The sequence below is a fragment of the Pseudomonas sp. TWI923 genome (assembly GCF_039673365.1).
In the GTDB taxonomy this organism is placed as follows: domain Bacteria; phylum Pseudomonadota; class Gammaproteobacteria; order Pseudomonadales; family Pseudomonadaceae; genus Aquipseudomonas; species Aquipseudomonas sichuanensis.
In genome coordinates, this window is the sequence record NZ_JBDJLM010000025.1 from 17667 (window position 1) to 41480 (window position 23814).

18 protein-coding genes and 1 pseudogene are annotated in these 23814 nt (G+C 64.3%); 16 read left to right on the forward strand and 3 right to left on the reverse strand.

Annotated features, from left to right (window positions below; genetic code table 11):
* The first annotated feature begins 14 nt into the window (after positions 1-14).
* From pilW to ABE459_RS12340, 9 genes are all read left to right on the forward strand, one after another.
* Complete coding sequence (pilW, locus tag ABE459_RS12300; RefSeq protein ID WP_323831501.1) at positions 15-776, forward strand: type IV pilus biogenesis/stability protein PilW; 762 nt, start codon at positions 15-17, stop codon at positions 774-776.
* Positions 773-1807 carry a RodZ family helix-turn-helix domain-containing protein gene (locus ABE459_RS12305; protein ID WP_323831499.1) on the forward strand — a complete coding sequence of 345 codons (1035 nt, stop codon included), beginning with the start codon at positions 773-775 and terminating at the stop codon, positions 1805-1807. The genes pilW and ABE459_RS12305 overlap by 4 nt, the downstream gene beginning before the upstream one ends.
* Positions 1808-1810: 3 nt before the next feature.
* The gene (gene ispG, locus ABE459_RS12310) at positions 1811-2920 is read left to right on the forward strand and encodes a flavodoxin-dependent (E)-4-hydroxy-3-methylbut-2-enyl-diphosphate synthase (protein WP_110993496.1); all 1110 of its coding nucleotides are present in this window, start codon (positions 1811-1813) and stop codon (positions 2918-2920) included.
* 25 nt (positions 2921-2945) lie between these two features.
* Positions 2946-4235, forward strand: a complete 1290-nt coding sequence (hisS, locus tag ABE459_RS12315; protein WP_258643055.1) for a histidine--tRNA ligase — start codon at positions 2946-2948, stop codon at positions 4233-4235.
* A 38-nt stretch (positions 4236-4273) separates the two neighbouring features.
* On the forward strand, positions 4274-4915 hold the full coding sequence (locus ABE459_RS12320) for a tetratricopeptide repeat protein (protein ID WP_323831496.1): 642 nt from the start codon (positions 4274-4276) through the stop codon (positions 4913-4915).
* A gap of 1 nt (position 4916) precedes the next feature.
* Positions 4917-6059 (forward strand): outer membrane protein assembly factor BamB, encoded by a 1143-nt coding sequence (gene bamB / locus ABE459_RS12325; protein WP_189654496.1) that lies wholly within the window; start codon positions 4917-4919, stop codon positions 6057-6059.
* Between the two features lie 117 nt (positions 6060-6176).
* Entirely contained in the window at positions 6177-7640 is a 1464-nt protein-coding gene (gene der, locus ABE459_RS12330) for a ribosome biogenesis GTPase Der (RefSeq protein ID WP_125465396.1), read from the forward strand.
* Positions 7641-7851: 211 nt separating this feature from the next.
* Entirely contained in the window at positions 7852-9000 is a 1149-nt protein-coding gene (locus tag ABE459_RS12335) for a pyridoxal phosphate-dependent aminotransferase (RefSeq protein ID WP_323831494.1), read from the forward strand.
* Positions 8988-9779 (forward strand): amidohydrolase, encoded by a 792-nt coding sequence (locus tag ABE459_RS12340; RefSeq protein WP_125465394.1) that lies wholly within the window; start codon positions 8988-8990, stop codon positions 9777-9779. The genes ABE459_RS12335 and ABE459_RS12340 overlap by 13 nt, the downstream gene beginning before the upstream one ends.
* 126 nt (positions 9780-9905) lie before the next feature.
* Here ABE459_RS12340 and ABE459_RS12345 read toward each other — a convergent pair whose 3' ends face one another.
* Positions 9906-12461: a sulfite reductase flavoprotein subunit alpha gene (locus ABE459_RS12345; protein WP_323831492.1), complete on the reverse strand. Its 2556-nt coding sequence runs from the start codon at positions 12459-12461 to the stop codon at positions 9906-9908.
* A gap of 99 nt (positions 12462-12560) precedes the next feature.
* Positions 12561-14864 carry a TonB-dependent siderophore receptor gene (locus ABE459_RS12350; RefSeq protein WP_125465392.1) on the reverse strand — a complete coding sequence of 768 codons (2304 nt, stop codon included), beginning with the start codon at positions 14862-14864 and terminating at the stop codon, positions 12561-12563.
* Positions 14865-15085: 221 nt separating this feature from the next.
* Here ABE459_RS12350 and ABE459_RS12355 point away from each other — a divergent pair, with 221 nt between their 5' ends.
* The 4 genes and pseudogenes from ABE459_RS12355 to ABE459_RS12370 form a co-directional block, all read left to right on the forward strand.
* Complete coding sequence (locus ABE459_RS12355; RefSeq protein WP_125465391.1) at positions 15086-15766, forward strand: Fe2+-dependent dioxygenase; 681 nt, start codon at positions 15086-15088, stop codon at positions 15764-15766.
* Positions 15767-15769: 3 nt separating this feature from the next.
* On the forward strand, positions 15770-16540 hold the full coding sequence (locus ABE459_RS12360) for a tetratricopeptide repeat protein (protein ID WP_323831490.1): 771 nt from the start codon (positions 15770-15772) through the stop codon (positions 16538-16540).
* Positions 16541-16593: 53 nt separating this feature from the next.
* Entirely contained in the window at positions 16594-17115 is a 522-nt protein-coding gene (locus tag ABE459_RS12365; protein WP_125465389.1) for a hypothetical protein, read from the forward strand.
* Between the two features lie 101 nt (positions 17116-17216).
* Positions 17217-17303, forward strand: a pseudogene (locus tag ABE459_RS12370) (sel1 repeat family protein); the annotation flags it as partial.
* A gap of 710 nt (positions 17304-18013) precedes the next feature.
* On the opposite strand, the gene ABE459_RS12375 reads toward ABE459_RS12370, so the two are convergent.
* Positions 18014-19177, reverse strand: a complete 1164-nt coding sequence (locus ABE459_RS12375; protein WP_110993485.1) for a type III PLP-dependent enzyme — start codon at positions 19175-19177, stop codon at positions 18014-18016.
* A 584-nt stretch (positions 19178-19761) separates the two neighbouring features.
* Here ABE459_RS12375 and ABE459_RS12380 point away from each other — a divergent pair.
* The 3 genes from ABE459_RS12380 (at position 19762) to ABE459_RS12390 (ending at position 23757) form a co-directional block, all read left to right on the forward strand.
* Positions 19762-20250, forward strand: a complete 489-nt coding sequence (locus ABE459_RS12380) for a sigma-70 family RNA polymerase sigma factor (protein WP_110993484.1) — start codon at positions 19762-19764, stop codon at positions 20248-20250.
* A 17-nt stretch (positions 20251-20267) separates the two neighbouring features.
* Positions 20268-21230, forward strand: coding sequence for a FecR family protein (locus tag ABE459_RS12385; RefSeq protein WP_323831488.1), 963 nt, complete (start codon positions 20268-20270; stop codon positions 21228-21230).
* A 109-nt stretch (positions 21231-21339) separates the two neighbouring features.
* Complete coding sequence (locus tag ABE459_RS12390; protein ID WP_323831486.1) at positions 21340-23757, forward strand: TonB-dependent siderophore receptor; 2418 nt, start codon at positions 21340-21342, stop codon at positions 23755-23757.
* Positions 23758-23814 lie beyond the last annotated feature (57 nt).

Consider the following 23814-nt stretch of genomic DNA (forward strand, 5'->3'; position numbering starts at 1 on the left):
CGAGCACCCGCCCCATGACCCTGCGCGCCGCGCTGTCGATCCTCACGCTTGCGCTGCTGGCTGGCTGCGTTTCCAGCGGTGGGGGTGACCCGCTGGCCAGCCGCCAGGGGCGCGACGAGGCTGTGCGGGCTTATGTGCAACTGGGGCTGGGGTATTTGCAACAAGGTTTGACCGGGCAGGCCAAGGCACCATTGGCCAAGGCACTGGCCTTGAACAGTACCGATGCCGACGCCAATGCGGCACTGGCGCTGGTGTTCCAGGCCGAGGCTGAGCCGCAACTGGCAGGCCAGCACTTCCGTAAAGCGCTGGCTGCACGCCCGGATGACACGCGAATCCGCAACAACTACGGCAGTTTCCTATATGCTCAGGGCCGTTTTGCCGACGCTGAAGCGATGTTTCGCCAGGCGGCCGCCGATACCTTGTACCCTGAGCGTTCGCGGGTGTACGAGAACCTCGGCCTGACCGCGCGCAAGCTGGGGCAGGGCGAGCAGGCCCGCGAATACCTGGAAAAGGCACTGCGCCTCGATCAGCGGCAACCGAAGGCGTTGCTTGAAATGGCTGAGTTGTCCTACGAAAACAGGCATTATGTGCCGGCCCGGGACTACTACGATCGTTTCAGCCAGCTGAGCGAACAGAACGCCCGCAGCCTGTTGCTGGGCAGCCGTCTGGCCCGCGCCCTTGACCAACAGGGTGACGAGGCCCGGTTGGGCCAGCAATTACAACGACTTTATCCCGGTACGCCGGAATATCAGCAATACCTGTCGGAGCAACGATGAAAGCCGCGCAAACAGAAGTAGCAGCGACTCGCCAGAACCCCGGTGACGTCTTGCGCCAGGCCCGTGAACAGCGGGAATGGAGCCAGGCCGAAGTCGCGCAAAAGCTCAACCTCACGGTATCTTCGCTGAACAACCTGGAAGCCGGCGCCTTCGACAAGCTGCCCGGGCACACCTTCGCCCGTGGTTACATCCGTGCCTACGCCAAACTGATGGGCATGGACCAGGCTCCGCTGGTGCAGGCGTTCGACAACATTACCGGCACCCACGCCCAAGGCAGCGACGTGCACGCGCTCGGTCGCATCGAGGAGCCGGTCCGCCTGTCGCACAACATCATGCGCGTGGTCAGCCTGCTGCTGCTGGTGGCCGTGGTGGGCGGTGGCTTCTTCTGGTGGCAGGACCAAGGCAGCCTGCGCGGCAAGGACCTGGCCAAGATCGCCCTGGAGCACGTCGAGGTCGAGAGCGCCGACGGCACTACCCAGATTCACCCGCTGGACGAGCCGGAAGACCAGGCTGTCAGTGAAGCCCAGCAACCTGCTGGCGAAGTGCTGCCATTGGAGCCAGTGGCCAGCGAACAAGCTCCGGCAGTGGCCGCTGAAACCCCGGCACCGGTAGTGGCTGTGGCACCGTCCAACAGCGTGCCGGCGCCAGCGCCAAGCACTGCTCCTGCTCCCGCGCCTGCTGCGGCTGCAACCGTCGCCCCGGTCGCCCAGCCTGCGCCCGCCAGCCCGGTGGCCGTCGCTCCGGCTCCCGTCGCCCCGGCGACAGCGGCTCCGGCGCCAGTACCGGCCGGCAGCGGTAGCGTACACATCCAGTTCACCGCCGATTGCTGGACCCAGGTCTCTGACGGCAACGGCAAGGTGCTGTTCAGCGCCATCAAGCGCAAGGGCGACAGCCTGGAACTGACCGGCAAGCCACCGTTCGCGGTACGCCTCGGGTTCGCCCGCGGCGCCCAGGTGAGCTACAACGGCCAGGCGGTCGATGTCGCCCCGTTCACCAGTGGCGAAACCGCTCGCCTGAAGTTGGGACAGTAAGTCATGCACGGCGAATCTCCGATCAAACGTCGCGAATCCCGCAAAATCTGGGTCGGCAATGTACCGGTGGGCGGCGATGCGCCCATCGCGGTGCAGAGCATGACCAACACCGACACCAATGACGTCGCCGCCACCGTGGGGCAGATCCAGCGCCTGGTCGATGCCGGCGTCGATATCGTGCGTGTCTCGGTACCGGACATGGACGCCGCCGAGGCGTTCGGCAAGATCAAGAAACTGGTCAGCGTGCCGCTGGTCGCCGACATCCACTTCGACTACAAGATCGCCCTGCGCGTGGCCGAACTGGGCGTCGACTGCCTGCGCATCAACCCGGGCAACATCGGCCGCGAAGACCGTGTGCGCGCGGTGGTCGATGCCGCCCGTGACCGTGGCATTCCGATCCGCATCGGCGTCAACGCCGGCTCCCTCGAGAAAGACCTGCAGAAGAAGTACGGCGAACCGACCCCGGCCGCATTGGTCGAGTCGGCGCTGCGCCATGTCGAGCACCTCGACCGCCTGGATTTCCAGGACTTCAAGGTCAGCGTCAAGGCCTCCGACGTGTTCATGGCCGTCGAAGCCTACCGCCTGCTGGCCAAGCAGATCATCCAGCCGCTGCACTTAGGGATCACCGAAGCCGGTGGTCTGCGTTCGGGGACAGTGAAATCCGCCGTCGGCCTCGGTATGCTGCTGGCCGAAGGTATCGGCGACACCATCCGCATTTCGCTGGCCGCTGACCCGGTTGAAGAAGTGAAGGTCGGCTACGACATCCTCAAGTCGCTGCATCTGCGTTCCCGTGGCATCAACTTCATCGCCTGCCCGAGCTGCTCGCGGCAGAACTTCGATGTGGTCAAGACCATGAACGAGCTGGAAGGGCGCCTGGAAGACCTGCTGGTACCGCTGGACGTGGCCGTGATCGGTTGCGTGGTCAACGGCCCGGGCGAAGCCAAGGAGGCGCACGTCGGCCTCACCGGCGGCACGCCGAACCTGATCTACATCGATGGCAAGCCATCGCAGAAGCTGAACAACGACAACCTGGTCGATGAGCTGGAAAAACTCATCCGCCAGAAAGCGGCCGAGAAGGCCGAGGCCGACGCGGCGCTGATCGCCCGTGGCTGATACACAGAATTCGTAAGGACTACTCGTGAGCAAATCGCTGCAAGCCATCCGTGGCATGAACGACATCCTGCCCGACCAGTCGCCGCTGTGGCGCTACTTCGAGGGCACCGTGGCCGGCCTGCTGGACAGCTACGGCTACAGCCAGATCCGTACGCCGATCGTCGAGTTCACCGAGCTGTTCAAGCGCTCGATCGGTGAAGTCACCGATATCGTCGAAAAAGAGATGTACACCTTCGACGACCGCAACGGCGATTCGCTCACCCTGCGCCCCGAAGGCACCGCCGCCTGCGTGCGCGCGGTACTCGAGCACGGCATCACCGGCAACGGCCAGGTGCAGAAGCTCTGGTACATCGGCCAGATGTTCCGCCACGAGCGCCCGCAGAAGGGCCGCTATCGGCAGTTCCACCAGATCGGCGTGGAGGTGTTCAACCTCGATGGCCCGGACGTCGATGCCGAGCTGATCATGCTGACCTGGCGCCTGTGGGGCCTGTTGGGCATCCAGGACGCCGTGGAGCTGCAGCTCAACAGCCTGGGCACCAGCGAAGCCCGCGCGCGCTACCGCGATGCGCTGGTCGAGTTCCTGTCCGCGCGCCTCGAGCAACTGGACGAAGACAGCCAGCGTCGCCTCAAGAGCAACCCGCTGCGCATCCTCGACAGCAAGGATGCGGGCACCCAGGCGGTGCTGGTCGGCGCGCCGAAACTGGAAGACTACCTGGACGAAGAATCCCGCGTGCACTTCGAGGGCCTCAAGGCTCGCCTGGACGCTGCCGGTATCCCGTTCGTGATCAACACCAAGCTGGTGCGTGGCCTCGATTACTACAGCAAGACCGTGTTCGAGTGGGTCACCGACAAGCTCGGCGCCCAGGGCACCGTCTGCGCCGGTGGCCGCTATGACGGCCTGGTCGAGCAGATGGGCGGCAAGCCGACCCCGGGCGTTGGTTTCGCCATGGGCATCGAGCGCCTGATCCTGCTGCTGGAGACCCTGGGCAAGGTGCCCGAGTCGATCAGCCGCACCATCGACGTCTACCTGTGCGCCTTCGGCGAGCAGGCGGAGCTGGCCGGCCTGCGTCTGAGCGAAAGCCTGCGCGACCGTCTGCCGGGCCTGCGCCTGGCGGTCAACGCCGGTGCCGGCAGCTTCAAGAGCCAGTTCAAGAAAGCCGACAAGAGCGGCGCGCTGTTCGCCCTGATCCTCGGCGACGACGAGCTGGCCAAGCAAGAAATCGGTCTGAAGCCCCTGCGTGGCCAGGGCGAACAACAGAACATTGCCTGGGATGCTCTTGCCGAGCACCTGGAAACCGCGATCGCCCAGGCGTAACGCGGTTCAACAACGAATAGGCGAAAAGGAGTATTGGGGTGTCGAGTACCGATGATGACGAGCTGGCTGGGGTCAAGGACTGGTGGAACCGCAACGGCAAGCCGCTGCTGACTGGCGCACTGCTGGCCGGCGTAGTGGTGATGGGCTGGCAGACCTGGCACAAGTACCAGGCCAACCAGTCGCAAGGCGCCTCGGCGCTGTACCAGGCCCTGTTGGAAACCTCGCTGACGCCGTCTGGCCAGCCTGACGCAAGCAAGGTCGCCGAGCTGTCCGGCAAGCTCAAGAGCGAGTTTGGCGGTAGCGCCTACGCCCAGTACGGCAGCCTGTTCGTGGCCAAGGTTGCGGTCGACAGCGGCAAGCTGGACGACGCCGCCACCGAGCTCAAGGCCGTGATGGACAAGCCGGCCGACGCCACCCTGGGTGAAATCGCCCGTCAGCGCCTGGCCCGCGTGCTCGCGGCACAGGACAAGGCCGAAGAGGCCCTGAAACTGCTCGACGGCGATGCCGACAAAGCCTTCATGGCCAGCCGCGAGGAGCTCAAGGGCGACCTGCTGGTGCAGCTGGGCCGTGCCGACGACGCCCACGGCGCCTACGAAAAAGCCAAGGCCGCGCTGTCCGACGACGCCGCGATCGGTGGCCTGCAACTGAAGCTGGATGACCTGGCCAAAGGGGACGCCTGAAGTGAAGGGTTGGAAACAAGCAGCAGTGCTCACCCTCGCCGTTCTGGCGGCGGGTTGCAGCAGCAACAGCAAGAAGGAACTGCCCCCGGCCGAGCTGACCAAGTTCACCGAGGAAGTGGTGCTGAAGAAGCAGTGGAGCCGTTCGATCGGTGACGGCCAGGGCGAGACGTACAACACCCTGGTACCGGCCATCGAGAACGACCGCATCTACGCTGCCGACGTCACCGGTGAAGTCTTCGCACTCGACCGCCTCAACGGCGACGTGGTGTGGAAGAAGGACCTCGATCTGCCGGTTTCCGGCGCGGTTGGCGTGGGCTACGGCCTGGTCATGCTGGGCACGCTCAAGGGTGAGGTGATTGCCCTGGACTCGAGCACCGGCGAAGAGCGCTGGCGTTCGCGCGTCACCAGCGAAGTCCTGGCACCGCCCGCCAACAACGGCGACGTGGTGGTGGTACAGACCCAGGACGACCGCCTGATCGGCCTCGACGCCGCCACCGGCGACCGTCGCTGGATCTACGAAAACACCCCAGCGGTGCTCACCCTGCGTGGTACCGGCGCGCCGATCGTCACCAATCGCCTGGCCGTCGCCGGCCTGTCCACCGGCAAGGTGGTGGCGGTGGACATCAACAACGGCGTACCGGTGTGGGAAAGCCGCGTGGCCATCCCGCAAGGCCGCTCCGAGCTGGACCGCGTGGTGGACATCGACGGTGGCCTGCTGCTGTCCGGTGGCACCTTGTACGTCAGCACCTATCAGGGCCGCGTCGCCGGCCTGGACCTGGAAAGCGGCCGTGTGCTGTGGCAGCGTGATGCCTCCAGCTACGTGGGTGTCGCCCAGGGCTTCGGCAACGTCTACGTGAGCCTGGCTTCGGGCACCGTCGAGGGTGTCGACGAGCGTTCCTCCAGCGCCCTGTGGAGCAACGACAGCATGGCCCGTCGCCAGCTGTCGGCGCCGGAAGTGTTCTCCAGCTACGTGGCGGTGGGTGACTTCGAGGGTTACCTGCACCTGCTGAGCCAGGTCGATGGCCGTTTCGTCGGCCGTGAGCGTATCGACAGCGATGGCCTGCGCGCCCGCCCACTTGTGGTCGGCGACACCATCTACGTCTTCGGCAACAGCGGCAAGCTCGAGGCACTGACCATCCGCTGAAGCTATGCTTGAGCCCGTTCGCGGGCTCAGGTAGCGGCGTAGGAAACGCCGCCCGAACTCCGGCCGCTGCCTTGCAGCGGCCTTTGCATTTTCAAGAATTCAAGAGTGGAGAGCCGCATGGTTCCCGTAATCGCCCTGGTGGGCCGCCCGAACGTCGGCAAATCCACCATGTTCAACCGCCTGACCAAGACCCGCGATGCCATCGTCGGTGACCTGTCGGGCCTGACCCGTGACCGCCAGTACGGCGATGCCACCTGGCAGGGTCGTTCCTTCATCCTCATCGACACCGGCGGTATCACCGGTGACGAAGTGGGCATGGACGAGAAGATGGCCGAGCAGTCGCTGATGGCCATCGAAGAAGCCGACTACGTCCTGTTCCTGGTGGATGCCCGCGCCGGCATGACCGCCGCCGACCAGATGATCGCCGACCACCTGCGCAAGCGGAACAAGGCGGCGGTGCTGGTGGCCAACAAGATCGACAACATCGATCCGGACATCGCCCGCGCCGAGTTCTCGCCGCTGGGCATGGGCAACGCCATCCCGGTGGCCGGCTCCCAGGGGCGTGGTATCAACGCCCTGATGGAATCGCTGCTCGGCCACATCCCGCGTGATGCCGAAGAAGAAGCCCTCGACCTGAACGTCGCCGAAGGCGAAGAGGCCGTGCGCATCCCAGGCCCGAGCGAGAAAGACGGCATCAAGATCGCCATCATCGGCCGCCCGAACGTGGGCAAGTCGACCCTGGTCAACCGCATGCTCGGCGAAGAGCGCGTGGTGGTGTACGACCAGCCGGGTACCACCCGCGACAGTATCTACATCCCGTTCGAGCGTGATGGCGAGAAGTACACCTTCATCGACACCGCCGGCGTGCGCAAGCGCGGCAAGATTCACGAGGAAGTCGAAAAGTTCTCGGTGGTGAAGACCCTGCAGGCGATCAAGGACGCCAACGTGGTGGTCTTCGTCATGGACGCCCGCGAAGGCGTGGTCGACCACGACCTCAACCTGCTGGGCTTCGCCCTCGAAGCCGGCCGGGCCATCGTCATCGCGCTGAACAAGTGGGATGGCATGGAAGCGGGCGAGCGCGACTACGTGAAGACCGAGCTGGAGCGCCGGCTGTTCTTCGTCGACTTCTGCGACATCCACTTCATCTCCGCTCTGCACGGCACTGGCGTTGGCCACCTGTACAAGTCGGTGCAGGCCGCGTTCAAGTCGGCGGTCACCCGCTGGCCGACCAGCCGCCTGACGCAGATCCTCGAAGACGCCATCAGCGAGCACCAGCCGCCGCTGGTCAATGGCCGCCGCATCAAGCTGCGCTATGCCCACCTCGGTGGCGCCAACCCGCCGCTGATCGTGATCCACGGCAACCAGACCGAGAAGGTGCCCAAGTCCTACTCGCGTTACCTGGAGAACACCTACCGCCGTGTACTCAAGCTGGTCGGCACGCCGATCCGCATCGAGTACAAGGGCGGTGAGAACCCGTACGAGGGCAACAAGAACACCCTCACCGATCGCCAGGTCAACAAGAAACGCCGCTTGATGTCGCACCACAAGAAGGCCGAGAAGAAGCGCCGCGACAAGCGCTGATTCCGTGCAGGCTTCATCGCCGGCAAGCCGGCTCCCACAGGGTATGCGCAAGTCTCAAGGGCTGCGATGTACCTGTGGGAGCCGGCTTGCCGGCGATAGGGCCCTTTGATCCAACGCAATCCCCCTATTGTTTCAACCTTTTTCCTGACTGCTTGATCCGCTATGCTCGGGCTCCACCCCGTGCCGGACAAACCCCAGGAAAGAGGGCTCCATGATCCGCAGCAAACTGCCGAACGTCGGCACGACCATCTTCACCACCATGTCGCAGCTCGCCATGCAGACCGGTGCGCTCAACCTGTCCCAGGGCTTCCCTGACTTCAACGGCCCCCAGGCCCTGCTCGATGCCGTTGGCCGCCATGTGGCCGCCGGGCACAACCAGTATTCGCCGATGACCGGCCTGCCCGCCCTGCGCCAGCAAGTAGCGGCCAAGATCGCCCGGCTGTACGGCGTGGCGGTGGACGCGGACCAGGAAGTGACCATCACCCCCGGCGCCACCGAAGCGATCTTCTGTGCCATCCAGGCGGTGATCCACCCCGGCGATGAGGTGATCGTCTTCGACCCGTGCTACGACAGCTACGAACCCTCGGTGGAGCTGGCCGGTGGCCGCTGCGTGCACGTGCCGCTCACTGACGGCAGCTTCAGCATCGACTGGCAGAAGTTCAGCGACGCCCTCAGCCCGCGCACGCGCATGGTCATCCTCAACTCGCCGCACAATCCCAGCGGCGCGCTGATCAGCCGCGACGACCTGGACCAGCTGGCCGCGCTGATCGCCAACCGCGACATCTACCTGGTCAGTGACGAAGTCTACGAGCACCTGATCTACGACGGCGTGCGCCACGCCAGCGTGCTGGCCCACGAGCAGCTGTACAGCAGAGCCTTCGTCATCAGCTCGTTCGGCAAGACCTACCACGTCACCGGCTGGAAGACCGGCTACGTGGTCGCGCCAGCGGCGCTCAGCGCCGAACTGCGCAAGGTTCACCAGTACGTCAACTTCTGCGGTGTCACGCCCTTGCAGTGCGCCCTGGCCGACTTCATGGCCGAGCACCCGGAGCACATCGACCAGCTGCCGGCCTTCTACCAGGCCAAGCGTGACCTGTTCTGCGACCTCTTGCAGGCCTCGCGGTTCAGCTTCACCCGCACCCCGGGCACCTATTTCCAACTGGTGGACTATTCGCAGATCCGCCCCGACCTGAACGACGTCGACATGGCCTTGTGGCTGACCCGCGAACACGGCGTGGCCAGCATCCCGGTGTCGGTGTTCTACCAGCAACCCATCCCCGAGCAACGCCTGGTGCGCCTGTGCTTTGCCAAACGTGAGGAGACGCTGCGACATGCGGCGCAAAGACTATGCGCGATCTGAGTGAACTGCCGAACCTGAAAATCGCCCTGGTGCAGACCACCCTGGCCTGGCACGACCGAGAAGCCAACTATGCCCATTTCGAGGAGTTGATTGGCCAGGCCGGTGAAGTCGACCTGGTGATCCTGCCGGAGATGTTCACCACCGGTTTTTCGATGGAGTCGCAAAGCCTGGCGGAGCCGGAGAACGGCCCGACCTACAAATGGCTCAAGGCCCAGGCGAAGAAGCGCAATGCAGTGATCACCGGCAGCGTGATCATCCAGGCCGCCGATGGCAGCCATCGCAACCGCCTGCTGTGGGCGCGCCCCGATGGCGAGATCCTGCACTACGACAAGCGCCACCTGTTCCGCATGGCCGGCGAACACAAGCACTACACCCCCGGTGAGCGCCAGGTGCAGTTCGAACTCAAGGGCTGGCGCATTCGCCCGCTGATCTGCTACGACCTGCGCTTCCCGGTGTGGAGCCGCGATGCCCAGGACACCGACCTGCTGCTGTACACCGCCAACTGGCCCGCGGCACGGCGCACCCATTGGAACCGGCTGCTGCCGGCGCGGGGGATCGAGAACCTGTGCTTCGTGGCGGCGGTGAACCGGGTGGGTACCGATGGCAAAGGCTTTGCCTACTCTGGCGACAGCCAGGTGCTGGATTTCCAGGGCGAGAGCCTGTTGAGCGCGGGCGAGGCCGACGGGGTGTTCACCGTGGTGCTGCGTGCCGCGGAACTGGCGGCATACCGGGCGCGATTCCCGGCCAACCTGGACGCCGATACCTTCGAATTGCATTGAGGGCCAATCGCGGGGCAAGCCCGCTCCCACGGGATCGTGGACTGCCCCAGGAAGTTGGACACCAATCCAACCCTTGGGAGCAGTCCATCCCGTGGGAGCGGGCTTGCCCCGCGATGTTTTCAGGCGTCAGTACACATCCCGCCGATAGCGCCCATCCTCGATCAGCTGCTGCACCTGCGCTTCACCGAGCATCCCCTGCAGCGCCGCATCCACCCCTGCAGCCATGCCGTGCAAACTGCCGCACACATACACACAGGCGCCATCATCAATCCAGCGCTTGAACTCGGCGGCCTGCTGCAGCAGCACATCCTGCACATAGACCTTCTCGGCCTGGTCGCGTGAAAACGCCAGGTCCAGCCGCTGCAGGTCCCCCTTGGCCAACCAGCCCTGAAGTTCCTCGCCACACAGCAGGTCGTGGGCACGATTGCGCTCGCCAAACAGCAGCCAGTTGCGCTGTTCGCCCGCGCCAATACGTGCCTTCAAGAGGCTGCGCAAACCGGCAAGGCCAGTGCCGTTGCCGATCAGTACCATCGGCGCGGCGGCGTCGGGCAAGTGGAAGCCGCTGTTACGGCGCAGTCGAGCGCTGACCGTGCCGTCCAGCGCCAGGTACTCGGTCAGCCAGCCGGAACCCAGGCCCAGGTTGCCATCGGGGTGGCGTTCCTGGCGCACGATCAATTCCAGCTCGCCATCGCTGGCGATGGAGGCGATCGAGTATTCACGGGTACTCAGCGGGATCAGCGCATCGACCAGCGCCTGGGCGTGCAGGCCCACCAGGTGCTCGCGGTTGGCCGGCAACTGCCGGCTGGACAAGGCCTGGGCCAGGGTTTGTTCGAGGCCGTCCAGTTGCACCGGGCTTTGCGGATCGAGCCCGAGGCCTGCCAGCAACGCCGCCACGCGGGGCTGGCCATTGCGCGGCAGGATCTCCACCAGGTCGCCGGCCGCCCAGCTTGCCGGGGCATGCGCCTGCAATCCCAGCAGGAACACCGGTGCGCCCTGGCTGCCCGGGTTGAGCAGTTCACGGCGGCTCAGGCGCCAATTGCCGAAGCTGGCGGGCTGCCACGCGGCTACCGGGTGCGCGCCGGTCAGTTGTGCCAGTTCTTGTTGCCACAGTTGCAGCGCGGCGGGGTCGGCGTTGTCCACTTCGACCGCGCTGAAAGCGCTGCTGGCGCCACGTTCACTGAGCCAGGCCTGCAGCCGTCGGGCAAAGCCGCAGAAGTGCGGGTACTGGCGATCGCCCAGGGCCAGCACGGCATAGTCCAGATGTTCCAGTGCCCAAGGCTTGCCGATGACTTTGCGCTCGAAGGCCCGAGCGCTGTCCGGTGCTTCGCCGTCGCCGAAGGTGCTCACCACGAACAGCGCGCGGTTGGCCTGGCGCAGTTCGGCTTCGCCCAACTGCGCCAGCGGGCGCACCTGCACCGGCAAGCCGGCGGCCTGCAGCTGGCCGGCGCTCTGCCAGGCCAGTTGCTCGGCGAAGCCGCTCTGGCTGGCGAAACCGATCAGCCAGCTGTCGCCGTTGCCGGTGGCAGCAGATACCGCGCCACGGGCGGCACGCACCTGGCGCTTCTTGCGTCGGCGGTCGAGGTACAGCAGCCAGCCGGTGATGAAGAACAGCGGCATGGTCAGGCTGGCCACGGTGACGATGATCCGCCCCGGCAAGCCAAAGTAGCTGCCCACGTGCAGGGCGTAGACGCTTTGCAGCAGTTGGGCCTTGAACGAGCTGTCGCTGTAGCGCTGGTGGCGCTTGATCTGGCCGCTGGCCGGGTCGAGGGTGAGGGTGTTGAAGGCGCGCTCGTGGTCGGCGCCCTGCAACAGGTAGAACAGCGTGGCCGGCTGGCCGCCGGCCGGCGGCAGCCGCAGGTTGTAGGTGGCAAGGCCAGGGCCCGCCGCGTCCTTGAGGTTGGCCCAGATGGCGTCGTAGTCGACCACCAGTGGCGGGGCGTTCTTGTCGACCTTGGGCGGGCCATGGCGGCCACCTCGGCCTTCACCGCGCTTCTGCTCGCCGGCCACCGCTGGGTCGGCCAGCAACTTGTTCAGGCCCGCGCGGTACCACTCATAGGACCAGAACAGCCCGGTCAGGGCGAACAACAGGTAGAACAGCAGGCACCAGGTGCCAAAAACCGCATGCAGGTCCCAGTTGAACGCGCGGCCTTTCTTGGCCCAATCGAGGGTCAGCCAGGTCCGCCAGTTCAGGGCCTTGCGCGGCCAGCGCAGGTACAGGCCGGACAGGCAGAAGAAGATCAGCATCAGGGTGCAGGCGCCGGTGATCTGCCGGCCGGTGTCGCCCATGGCCAGGAATCGATGCAGGTTGAGCACGAAATTGAAGAAGCCCAGCCCGCTCACTTCGCCCTTGAGCTCTCCAGTGTAGGGGTCGGCATAGCGCAACTCGCCACGGCGCTCACCGGGCGCGGGGGTGAAGAAGATCCGCGCGGCATTGCCCTCGCGGGTGTCTACCCACAGCATCGAGACCTTGTCGCCTTGCGCGGCTTCGACCCGGCGCACCAGCTCGGCCGGCGGCAACACGCCCTCCTGGCGCACCTCGACCTTGAGCACCTCGGCGTTGAACGCGCGCAGCAGCTCTTCCTGGAATGACCAGATCGCCCCGGTGATGCCCATCAGCGCCAGCACCAGGCCAGCGGTGATGCCAAACAACCAGTGCACCTGGAACAGCGTCTTCTTCAACACATCGATCACCTTGTCTGGCCGCCTACCGCGCGGCGTGCATTATGCCTTGATACGCAAAAGCCCCGTTCAAGCAAATGAACGGGGCTTGGGCTGCATCCTTCAGAAGTGGACGCTGGTGGTCAGCAATGCGGTCCGGCCCGCCGCCTGGTTGGCGAAGTGGGTGGAGAACGCCTTGTCGTAGTAGACCTCGTTGGTGAGGTTCTGCACGTTCAGCTGCAGGTCGATGTTCTTGGTCAGCTTGTAGGCGGCCATGGCGTCGTAACGCACGTAGCTGTCGACCATGGTGGTGTTGGCCACGTTGCCGAACACGTCATCGACGTAGAAGGCGCCGCCGCCGACGGTGAACTTAGGCGTGACCTGGTAGGTGGTCCACAGGCTGGCGCTGTTGTTCGGGGTGTTCGGCAGCTGGTTGCCGTCGTTGGCCTTGCCCAGCGGGCCGCCGTCGATCTGGCGGGCCTGCATGTAGGTGTAGCCGGCGAATACCTGCCACTTGTTGGTCAGCTTGCCGCTGGCCGACAGCTCGATGCCCTGCACGCGGGTTTCGCCGACGTTTTCGTAGCTGGTGGTACCCACCTGCACACGGGCGTTTTCTTTCTCGGTGCGGAACAGCGCGGCGGTGAGAGACAGACGCTCTTCGAGCAGATCCCACTTGGTGCCGATCTCGTAGTTGGTGGTTTCTTCCGGCTCCATGTCGCTGGCGAGCAGGTTGCCGGCGCGGTCGGTGGTGTTGCCCAGCGGGTTGCCTTCCATGCCTTCGCCAAGTTGCGCGCCCGGCGGGGTGGCGGAAGTGGCGTAGGACACATAGACGCTGCCGTTGTCGGCCGGTTTCCATACCAGGCCCAATTGGCCGGTGATGAATTCGCTGGTGTCCTCGCCCTTGGCGGCGACGCCCTTGGCGTTCACCGTGGTGCTGCCGTTGGCGTTGCGGGTGCGGTACTGGGTATCGAAGTGGTCGTAGCGCAGGCCCATGTTCAGCAGCCAGGCTGGGCTCAGCTCGAGGGTGTCGAACACGTACAGGGCACGGGTGTTGCTCTTGGTGTTGGTGCCGGCGTAGTTGCGCGAGATGGCGCCGTTCCACGGATCGTCCGGGTTCGGGTTGCTCAGCGAGGTGCAGTTGTAGGACGGTGCGCCGATGCCGTTGCATTGGCGCAGGTTGTTGACCACGGTGGTGCCGGCGGTGGTGGCGACATCGTAGGACGTCCGGTCGGACTCCTCGCGGCTCAGCTCGATACCGGTGGAGAAGCTGTTCTTCAGGCCGCCCAGGTAGAACTCACCGAACAGGTCGGTCTGGTTGGTGGTGGTGGAGGTATTGCCGACCCGGGTGTTGGCTCGGCGCCAGACGCTGCCACGGTTGACGTTGCCCTGGCTGTCGTCGGGCTGGGTCAGGATGTAGTCCTGCATGCTGTTGCCGTGGCGCAGGGTGTTCTTGATGGTCAGCGCGTCGGTCAGGTCGTGCTCGATGGCGAAGGTGGCGATGTCCACCCGCGACTTGCGGAAGTCACGGTCGGTCAGGCCATAGAAGTTGTCGCTGTCACCACCATCCTGAGGTTTGCTCGGGTGCGCCGAGGTTCGTGCGGCGCTGCCACGCACAGGAATGCTGTACGGAATACCCGAATCCGGCAGGTCGTCGCTTTCCAGGTGGTAGTAGTCGAGGTTGACGCGGGTCGGCGTACCCAGGCCGAAGGCCAGCGACGGGGCGATACCCCAACGGTCGTAGTTGACCTTGTCGCGGCCGGCGACGTTGCTTTCGTGGGTCATCAGGTTCAGGCGCCCGGCAACGGTATCGCTGAACTGGTAGTTGCCGTCGAAGGTATAACGCTGGGTCTGGTCGCTGCCCCAAGTCCAGGCGCCGTCCAGCGAGTTGCCCAGGTGGGCGCGCTTGCTAACCAGGTTGATGGTGCCGCCCGCCGCGCCACGGCCACCGATGGCCGAGTTCGGGCCCTTGGCCACTTCCACCGATTCGATGGCGAAGATCTCACGGGTTTGCGCGCCAGTGTCACGCACGCCGTCCAGGTAGGTATCGCCCTGGGCGTCGAAGCCACGGATGAACGGACGGTCGCCTTGCGGGTTGCCGCCTTCGCCAGCGCCGAAGGTGATGCCGGGCACGGTGCGCAGGGCATCCTGCAGGTTCAGGGCGTTGGTGTCCTTGATCACTTGTTGCGGGATCACGGTGACCGAACGCGGCGTGTCCACCAAGGGTGCGGTGTACTTCTGCGAAGAGGCTTTCTCGACCTTGTACTCGGTGTTCGCCTGTTCGGCCTTGCCGTTGACGCTGGTGGCGTCGAGGGTGATGGCGTTGTTGGCGGCCGGGTCGGCAGCGTAAGCAGAAGTGGCAGTGATCGCCAGGCCGATGGCGGAGGCGAGCAGACGTGGTGAACTGACGGCGGTTGGCACGTGACGCATTGTTATTGACCTTCCCCAAGGTATGAAGGCCGCGGATGTTAATGTAAGCGAATGTAAGGAACAATTGAGAAGCGTTACCATTCGCTAGAAATTTACATTCTTTACATTTTCACCTTACGGTTTTTACGGGTTCGTGCGTCGATTGGTCCGAAAGGGGCTTGTGATTGGTAAAAGGGAATCAATATCATTGGCGCCCCTAACCCGCGCCAGGTGCCACCGCCATGCTGCTTCACATTCCCGGGCTGTTCGACGCCGACGAAATCTCGCGTATTCGCCAGGCCCTGGAGCAAGCCGACTGGGCCGACGGCAAGGTTACGGCGGGTTACCAGTCGGCCAAGGCCAAGCACAACCTGCAGTTGGCCGAGGGCCATCCGCTGGCCAAGGAGATCGGCAGCGCGCTGATCGAACGGCTGTGGCGCAACCCGTTGTTCATGTCGGCAGCGCTGCCGCACAAGGTGTTCCCGCCGCTGGTCAACTGTTACCAGGAGGGGGGCAATTTCGATTTCCATATCGACAACGCCCTGCGCCAACCCAAAGGCAGCCCGGAGCGGGTGCGCACCGACCTGTCCTCCACCCTGTTCCTCAGCGACCCTGACAGTTACGACGGCGGCGAGCTGGTGATCCAGGACACCTACGGCGTACAGCAGGTCAAGCTGGCGGCCGGCGACATGGTGTTGTACCCCGGCACCAGCCTGCACAAGGTCAACCCGGTAACCCGCGGCGCCCGCTATGCAGCGTTCTTCTGGACCCAGAGCCTGGTGCGCGATGATGGCCAGCGCACACTGTTGTTCGAGATGGACAACGCCATCCGCCAGCTCACTGCCGACGTGCCGGATCACCCATCGCTGCTGCAACTGACCGGCACCTACCACAACCTGCTGCGCCGCTGGGCCGAGGTCTGAGCCGTGTCCTATCAGTTGCGTCGTGAACAGGTGGTGGACCTGGCCGGGCTGCAGGCCATGCTCGAGCACAGCCCGGGCCAGGCCGCCCAGGCCATCCTCGCGGCAGCGGGGCAGGGCGCGGTCGAGGCACAGTTGCTGCTGGGGCAGATCCTGCTCGACGGGCGCGGCATCGAGCAGGATGCCGAGGTCGCCCGGCGCTGGTTCCAGATTGCTGCTCAAGGGGGCAACGGCATGGCGCATAACATGCTGGGGCGCTGCCTGGAGCATGGCTGGGGCGGTGCCGTGGACCTGGCCCAGGCGGCCATTCACTACGCACGCGCGGCCGACGCCGGGCTGGATTGGGGCATGTACAACCTGGGTAACCTGCTGGCCACCGGGCGCGGCGTACCGACCAACCAGACCCAGGCATTGGCGTGCTACGAGAAGGCTGCTCAGCTGGGCCATGCCAAGTCGATGAACTTGTACGGCCGTTATCTGGAGCAAGGTATCGCCACCGCCGCCAGCCCGGCCCGTGCCGTGCGCTGGTATCGCCGCTCGGCCGAGGCGGGTGATTTCCGTGGCATGTTCAGCCTGGCGATGGTGCTTGTCGAGCGCGGTCAGATGGCCGAGGCCGAGCCATGGTTCGAGCAGGCTCGTGCAGAGGGCAACCAGAACTTCCTGCGCAGCAGCCAGGCGCTCCTGCTGGCGGCCGGCCCGCTGCTGTCTGCTCAGGCGGCCCGTTATAGCGGCGAGCTCGAGCTGCGTGCTGGTGCAGGGGAAAGCCTTCGATCTTAAGCGGGCGTGGGGTGACGAGCATGCTGAGGCGACTTTCCCACAGGAGTCGCACCATGGCTGAACCCTACATCACAGAACAATCCTTCATTGCCCGTCTGAATGTGCTCAACACCAAGTGTCCGGGGCCTGTAGGTCGCTGGGAGTACAGCCCGGGCTACAACGGCAGCGTCCACTGGCATCAGAGCACCTGGCTGACCACCTCCCGCCAGGACCGCGATGCGCTGCAGCTGTGGTTCGGCGCCGTGGAGTACGGCGATGAAGGGCATGTCTACGAGGTTCGTCTGTGGACCAGCAACAGTGCGCATCCGATGTACAACCAGCGGGTCGACATCAGCACCAACGGTTACCTCGGCTTCTATGAGCTCACCCCCATCGTCGGCCCACTTTGGCGTGTGGCGCGTAGCGACGACGGCAAGATGCGTATGACCACCCTCGATGGCAAAGGGGTGGGCGTGCACTGGGACAAGGCCGCCTGGAGTACCGGGCGCGCGGGTAGCTACCTGCGCGTGGGGGCGGAGCCGTCAGCCCTGTTCGATGTGGATATCGTGCAAATGGGCATCGAAGAGCCGCTTTAGGTTTTTGTCGGACAGTACAACCTGCTTCACCGCTGGGCCGAGGTCTGAGCCGTGTCCTGCCAGTTGCGTCGTGAGCAGGTGTTGGCCCTGGCCCAGGCGGCCTTCACTATGCGCACGCGGCCGACACCGGGCTGGACTGGGGCATGTACAACGTGGGTAACCTGCTGGCCACCGGGCGCGGTATGCCGACGCGATCGAACTGCGCGAACAGTAATGGTGAACCGGCCGGCCCATGGCATTTATGGGCGGCATTGTCAGTGTTTCCAGCTGATCATCAAGCTTCCTTTCCGATCATCGTAGCGCTTTACCACGGAGGAACTGGCATGCGTTTCATTCAAGAACGTTCATTCATTGCAACACTCTCTTCCACGACGCCTGGATATGAAGGTGTTCTCGATTCGGTCGAGTTCAAAAGCGTTCCTGCCTCACGCTGCAATAACTGGCTGACCCTCACTTCCCATTTTTCGGTACAAGCGCAGCAACGTTTCTGGTTCGGTTACTACGAGGGGGCGGACCCTGGCTACAAGGTCGTTACCGTGGAGTCGGAGGCGGGTGCATCCCATCGTGATATCTGGGGCCTGGGGCGCGGAGATTGCGTCGGCTATTACGTGAAGGTGGCCAAGCCACTGTTGTGGCGTATCTGGGTCGATGGCCAGAAACTGGCGATTCCTGAGGTCAGCGACTACTCCCAGGTGACGATTGCCGCCGTGGGCAGCGTGCCGCTAGGGGTTCGTAACCGAAAGTCCTGGGAGGATCGCTATGTCAGCGCGGGTGCGCCAAACAAGTTGATCATGAGGATGAACGTCAGCGAGGTGAATGTGCCGAGTTTCGACAAATTCTCGATGTTTCGCCGCCTCTGATCAGGCATGAAAACGGGGCCTTTCGGCCCCGTTCTGCATTACAGGTAGTAGGCCTTCAGCGGCGGGAAACCGTTGAACTCCACCGCGCTGTAGCTGGTGGTGTAGGCACCGGTGGACAGCCAGTAGAGGCGGTCGCCGATGGCCAGGTTCAGTGGCAGACCGTACTTGTAGTTCTCGTACATGATGTCGGCGCTGTCGCAGGTCGGGCCGGCGATGACCACTTCTTCGGTTTCGCCTTTTTTCTCGGTCCAGATCGGGAACTTGATGGCCTCGTCCATGGTTTCGATCAGGCCGGAGAACTTGCCCACGTCGGTGTAGATCCAGCGCTCGACCGCGGTGCGCGACTTGCGTGCCACCAGCACCACTTCGCTGACCAGGATGCCGGCGTTGGCGATCAGCGACCGGCCCGGCTCAAGGATGATTTCCGGCAGGTCGTCACCGAAGTCTTCCTTGAGGAAGCGAATGATCTCTTCGGCATAGGTCTCGAGGCTGTTGGTGCGGGTGATGTAGTTGGCCGGGAAGCCGCCACCCATGTTGATCAGCTTCAGCTCGATGCCGTCTTCTTCCTTCAGGCGCTCGAAGATCACCTTGACCTTGGCGATGGCGGCGTCCCACACGCTGATGTCGCGCTGCTGCGAGCCCACGTGGAAGGAGATGCCGTACGGCACCAGGCCCAGGTCGCGGGCGAGGATCAGCAGGTCCATGGCCATGTCGGTCTGGCAGCCGAACTTGCGCGACAGCGGCCAGTCGGCGGTGGTGGAGCCTTCGGTGAGGATACGCACGTAGACTTTCGAGCCCGGCGCGGCCTTGGCGATGTTGCGCAGGTCGGCTTCGGAGTCGGTGGCGAACAGGCGCACGCCTTTATCGAAGAAGTAGCGGATGTCCTTGGACTTCTTGATGGTGTTGCCGTAGCTGATGCGGTCAGGGCTGACGCCACGGCCAAGCACTTTGTCCAGCTCGTAGATCGAGGCGATGTCGAAGCTCGAGCCTTTCTCTTTGAGCAGGTCGATGATCTCGACGGCCGGGTTGGCCTTGACCGCGTAGTAGACCTTGGCGAATTCGAACCCGGCGCGCAGGTCGTCGTAGGCCTGGCTGATCATCTGGGTGTCGATGAGTACGAACGGGGTTTCCTGCTTATCGGCGAACGCCTTCATTTTCTGGAAGGTGTCACGCGCGAAATAGTCTTCGACCTGGATCGACATGCTCAAGGGCTCCATGGGCAAACTGAAAGAATAAGTGGCTGCAAACTGAACGTCCTCCGTATCCCCACTTTGGTTCGCCTACTTCCCAAGGCATGTCGCCGAAAGCAAAAAGGTCAACCGTGCCAGGGTGTGGCTGCGGGTGACCTTGCTGTCTCGTCGTCAGTACTTGAGCCGGATGGATCGTTTCCAGCATGGACGTTCGGCGCGCACTTTAGGGCGTGATTCCAGCAAGATCAACAGGCAATCCCGGTGGGTTCGCCGTGGATCGACGAGCAGTTACCTGAATAACCGACTCGTGTGACCGGCAGATGTTCCCCGGGATGTTTGAAGCGTTAAATATTGTGGAATAGACCGGGCTGGCCCCTTCGTGGGTGAACCCGCTCCCACAGGGATTACGCGATTCCTGTGGGAGCGGGTTTACCCGCGAAGGAGGCCAAGGTGTTCATATTTATGGCCACGTATACCTGGTACGTCGGTGCATGAAACTCGTCATAAATTTTTTGTTACCGACTGGCGGAATTGCCGCTTTTGATGAGAAACATTACTATTCGCACCCTTATCTGCCTGCCTGATGATCACCCACCGTGTCCGGACACAAAGGCTTCCTCGACCACTATCACGAGTTGATCGGCACCTGGACGCGCAAGTTGCGCAGTCGTCAGCAGGCCGAGGACCTCACCCATGATGCCTTCGTGCGGGTTCTGGAAAATCCGCGCGATCAGGTCGAGCAGCCACGCGCCTACCTGCACCAGACCGCACGCAATATCGCTGTCGATGGCTATCGCCGCGAAGACCGCCGCCAAGCCCTGGTGCTGGAAGGCTTCGACGACGAAGCGGCGGCGGGTGATGACCCGGAGGCCTACGTGCATGCCCTGGAACTGGCCGACAGTGTCGAGCGGGCGCTGGCCGAGCTGCCACTCAACTGCCGGCAGGTGTTCGTCTGGCAGAAGCTCGAGGGCCTGAGCCAGGCCGAGATCGCCGAGCGCATGGGCTTGAGCAAGAACATGGTCGAAAAGTATATGATCCGCACGCTCCGACATCTGCGTGAGCACCTGGATGTGTCGGCCAGATGAGTCAGGAGACCCCATTGATGAAACAGCATGCGTTCGACCCCGCCGGTGAGCAGGCGGCGGCCTGGTTCGCCCGGGTTCAGGACGCGCCGGGCGACGCCGAGCTGCAGGCGGCCCTGGAGCAGTGGCTGGCGCAGGATGCACGGCACCGCGACGAGTATCGCCGGCTCACGCAGCTGTGGCGCGCCGCCGAGCTGATTCCACGGCACCGGCTTCAGGCGCTCTGCGCGCCTGAGCCGGTGCGCCAGTTGCCACGCCGACGGGTGCTGCGCCAGGCGCTGGCGGCCGGGGTGGCGATTGCTGCACTTGGCCTGGGCTGGAGTGGCTGGCACTACCAGCGGCTCAATCATCAGGACGCATTGCAAACAGCACTGGGCGAGCGCCGTCAGTTCGACCTGCCGGACGGTTCGCAGTTGCAGCTCAACAGCGGCACACGGCTGAGCGTGGACTTTTCAGCGGGTCGCCGGCATGTGCTGTTGAGCCAGGGCGAGGCGATGTTCATCGTCGCCCACGACACTAGTCGCCCCTTTGTTGTCAGCACCGCCCAGGGAGAGGTGACGGTCACCGGCACGCGCTTCGACGTGCGCCAGGACCCGGCCAGCACCCGCGTGGCAGTGGAGCAGGGCTCGGTGCGGGTGCAAGGCGCAGGCGATGGGCTGGCGCAGTTGGGGGCCGGCCAGGGCTCGCATATCGATGCCCACGGCAAGGTTGCCGCGCCCTATGCCATCGACGTCGATTCGCTCACCGCCTGGCGCCAGGGCAAGCTGGTGTTCGACAACACGCCACTCAGCGAAGTGGTCGTCGAAGTGTCGCGCTACCGTGCCCAACCGCTGCGGGTCGCCCCCGGTAAAGTGGCCGGCCTGCGCCTGTCGAGCAGCTTCAGCACGGATGACCCCGATGCCCTGCTGCGCGCCTTGCCGAGCATCCTGCCGGTGGCGATCAAACAGCATGCCGATGGCTCCAGCGAAATAATTGCAAAATAGATTCAGGTTTTTTTTCGCCCGTTCGTCTTCCCCGCCAGCTGCAACTGCCAAGCATTTACATTTGCGTGCGGTTGGCGTTTATCCCGACCTTTCAGGATTTCTCGAAGACGTGAACAACAACAAGCCCCTTCTCCAGCTGCGCCGCCTGGCGCTGGCCCTGGCGGTCAGTGCCGCTGCCGCCAACAGCTACGCCGACAGCATCCGGATCCAGGCCCAGCCGCTGGCGACTGCCCTCAAGCAACTGGGCCAGCAGACCAACCTGCAGCTGTTCTTCAGCCCCGAACTGGTGGCGGGCAAAGAGGCTCCGGCGGTGTCCGGCGACCTGGCCCCGGAACAGGCGCTGCAGCAGCTGCTGCAAGGCAGCGGGCTGACCTTCGAGCAGTCGGCCGATACCGTGGTGGTCAAGCCGGCGGCAGTCGCCGGGACGCTGACAACCGGCAGCCTTGAGCTGGCGCCCACCGATGTGAAAGTGGTCGGCGACTGGCTGGGCGATGCTCAGCAGAGCGTGGTGCAGAACCACCCCGGCGCGCGCACCGTGGTACGCCGCGAGGCGATGGTGGAGCAGGGCACCATGAACGTGCGCGATGCCCTGCGGGGCATCCCCGGGGTACAGGTGCAGGACTCCAACGGCACCGGCGGCAGCGACCTGTCGCTGAACGTCGGCGTGCGTGGCCTCACCTCGCGCCTGTCGCCGCGCTCGACCGTGCTGATCGACGGCATCCCGGCCGCCTTCGCGCCCTATGGCCAGCCGCAGCTGTCGATGGCGCCGATCTCCTCGGGCAACCTCGACAGCATCGACGTGGTGCGTGGTGCAGGCTCGGTGCGCTATGGCCCGCAGAACGTCGGCGGGGTGATCAACTTCGTCACCCGGGCGATCCCCGAAAAGGCCAGCGGCGAGCTGGCGAGCACCCTTGAGACCTCGCGTTATGGCGGCTGGAAACACACCGAGTCGGCCTTCCTCGGCGGCACCGCCGACAACGGCATCGGCGTCGCGCTGCTGTACAGCGGCGTCAATGGCAATGGCTACCGGCGCAGCAACAACGACAACGACATCGACGATGTGCTGCTCAAGACCCACTGGGCGCCGACCGATGTCGACGAGTTCTGGCTGAACTTCCACTACTACGATGGCCGCGCCGACATGCCCGGCGGCCTGACCCAGGCCCAGTACGACCAGGACCCCTACCAGTCGCTGCGTGACTACGACTACTTCGCAGGCCGGCGCAAGGACGTGTCGTTCAAGTGGCAGCGCCAGCTCGACGACGCCACCCAGTTCGAGGTGTTGACCTACTACACCGACAGTTTCCGTGGCAGCACCATCGCTTCCAGCGACATGAAGACCCTGTCGTCGTACCCGCGCAACTACCACACCTTCGCCATCGAGCCGCGCTTGTCGCGGGTGTTCTTCGTCGGCCCGACCACCCAGGAGGTCAGCGTCGGCTACCGCTACCTGAAGGAGGCCATGCGCGAGCAATCGACCCGGTTGTCGTTGATCGACAATGTGCCGACCCAGACCGCCAAGTCCGACGGCCATGTGTTCCAGGACCGCAGCGGCGGCACCGAAGCCAGCGCTTACTACATCGATGACAAGATCGACGTGGGCAACTGGACCATCACCCCGGGTATCCGCTTTGAGCACATCAACACCGACTGGCGCGACCGCCCGGTGCTGGACGACAGCCTCAAGCCGGTGGTGGAGAAGAACCGCAGCATCACCAGCAACGAGCCGCTGCCGGCGCTGAGTGTGATGTACCACCTGTCCGATGCGTGGAAGCTGTTCGCCAACTACGAGACCTCGTTCGGCAGCCTGCAGTACTTCCAGCTGGGCCAGGGCGGTAGCGGCGACAGTACCGCCAATGGCCTGGAGCCGGAGAAGGCCAAGACCTACGAGCTTGGCACGCGCTATGACGATGGCCATTTCGCCGGTGAGCTGACGGCGTTCTACATCGACTTCGATGACGAACTGCAGTACATCAGCAACACGGTGGGCTGGACCAACCTCGGCGCCACCACGCACCAGGGTATCGAGGCGTCGGCGCGCTATGACCTGGCCGGGCTGGACCCACGCCTGCAAGGGTTGTCGGTAAATGCCGGGTACACCTACACCCGTGCCACCTACGAGGGTGACATCCCCGGCTTCGAAGGCCGCGACCTGCCGTTCTACTCGCGCCAGGTGGCGACTGCCGGCCTGCGTTACCAGGTCAATCGCTGGACCTGGAACCTCGATGCGTTCGCCCAGTCCGGGCAGCGCGCTCCGGGTACCGGCATGACCAAGACCGGCCAGTTCACCGGCAACTACATCACCGAACCGAGCGCCGATGGGCAGTACGGCGATATCCCGGGGTACGTGACCTGGCATGCCCGGGGTGGCTATGACTTCGGGCCGCAGCTGTCCAACCTGAAGTTGGCAGCCGGGGTGAAGAACCTGTTCGACAAGCAGTACTTCACCCGCTCCAGCGACAACAACTCGGGGATCTATGTGGGTGAGCCGCGCACCTTCTATGTGCAGGCCAGTATAGGGTTCTGATCCGAGATTGCCGGGGCCGCTTTGCGCCCCTTTCGCCGGCAAGCCGGCTCCCACATG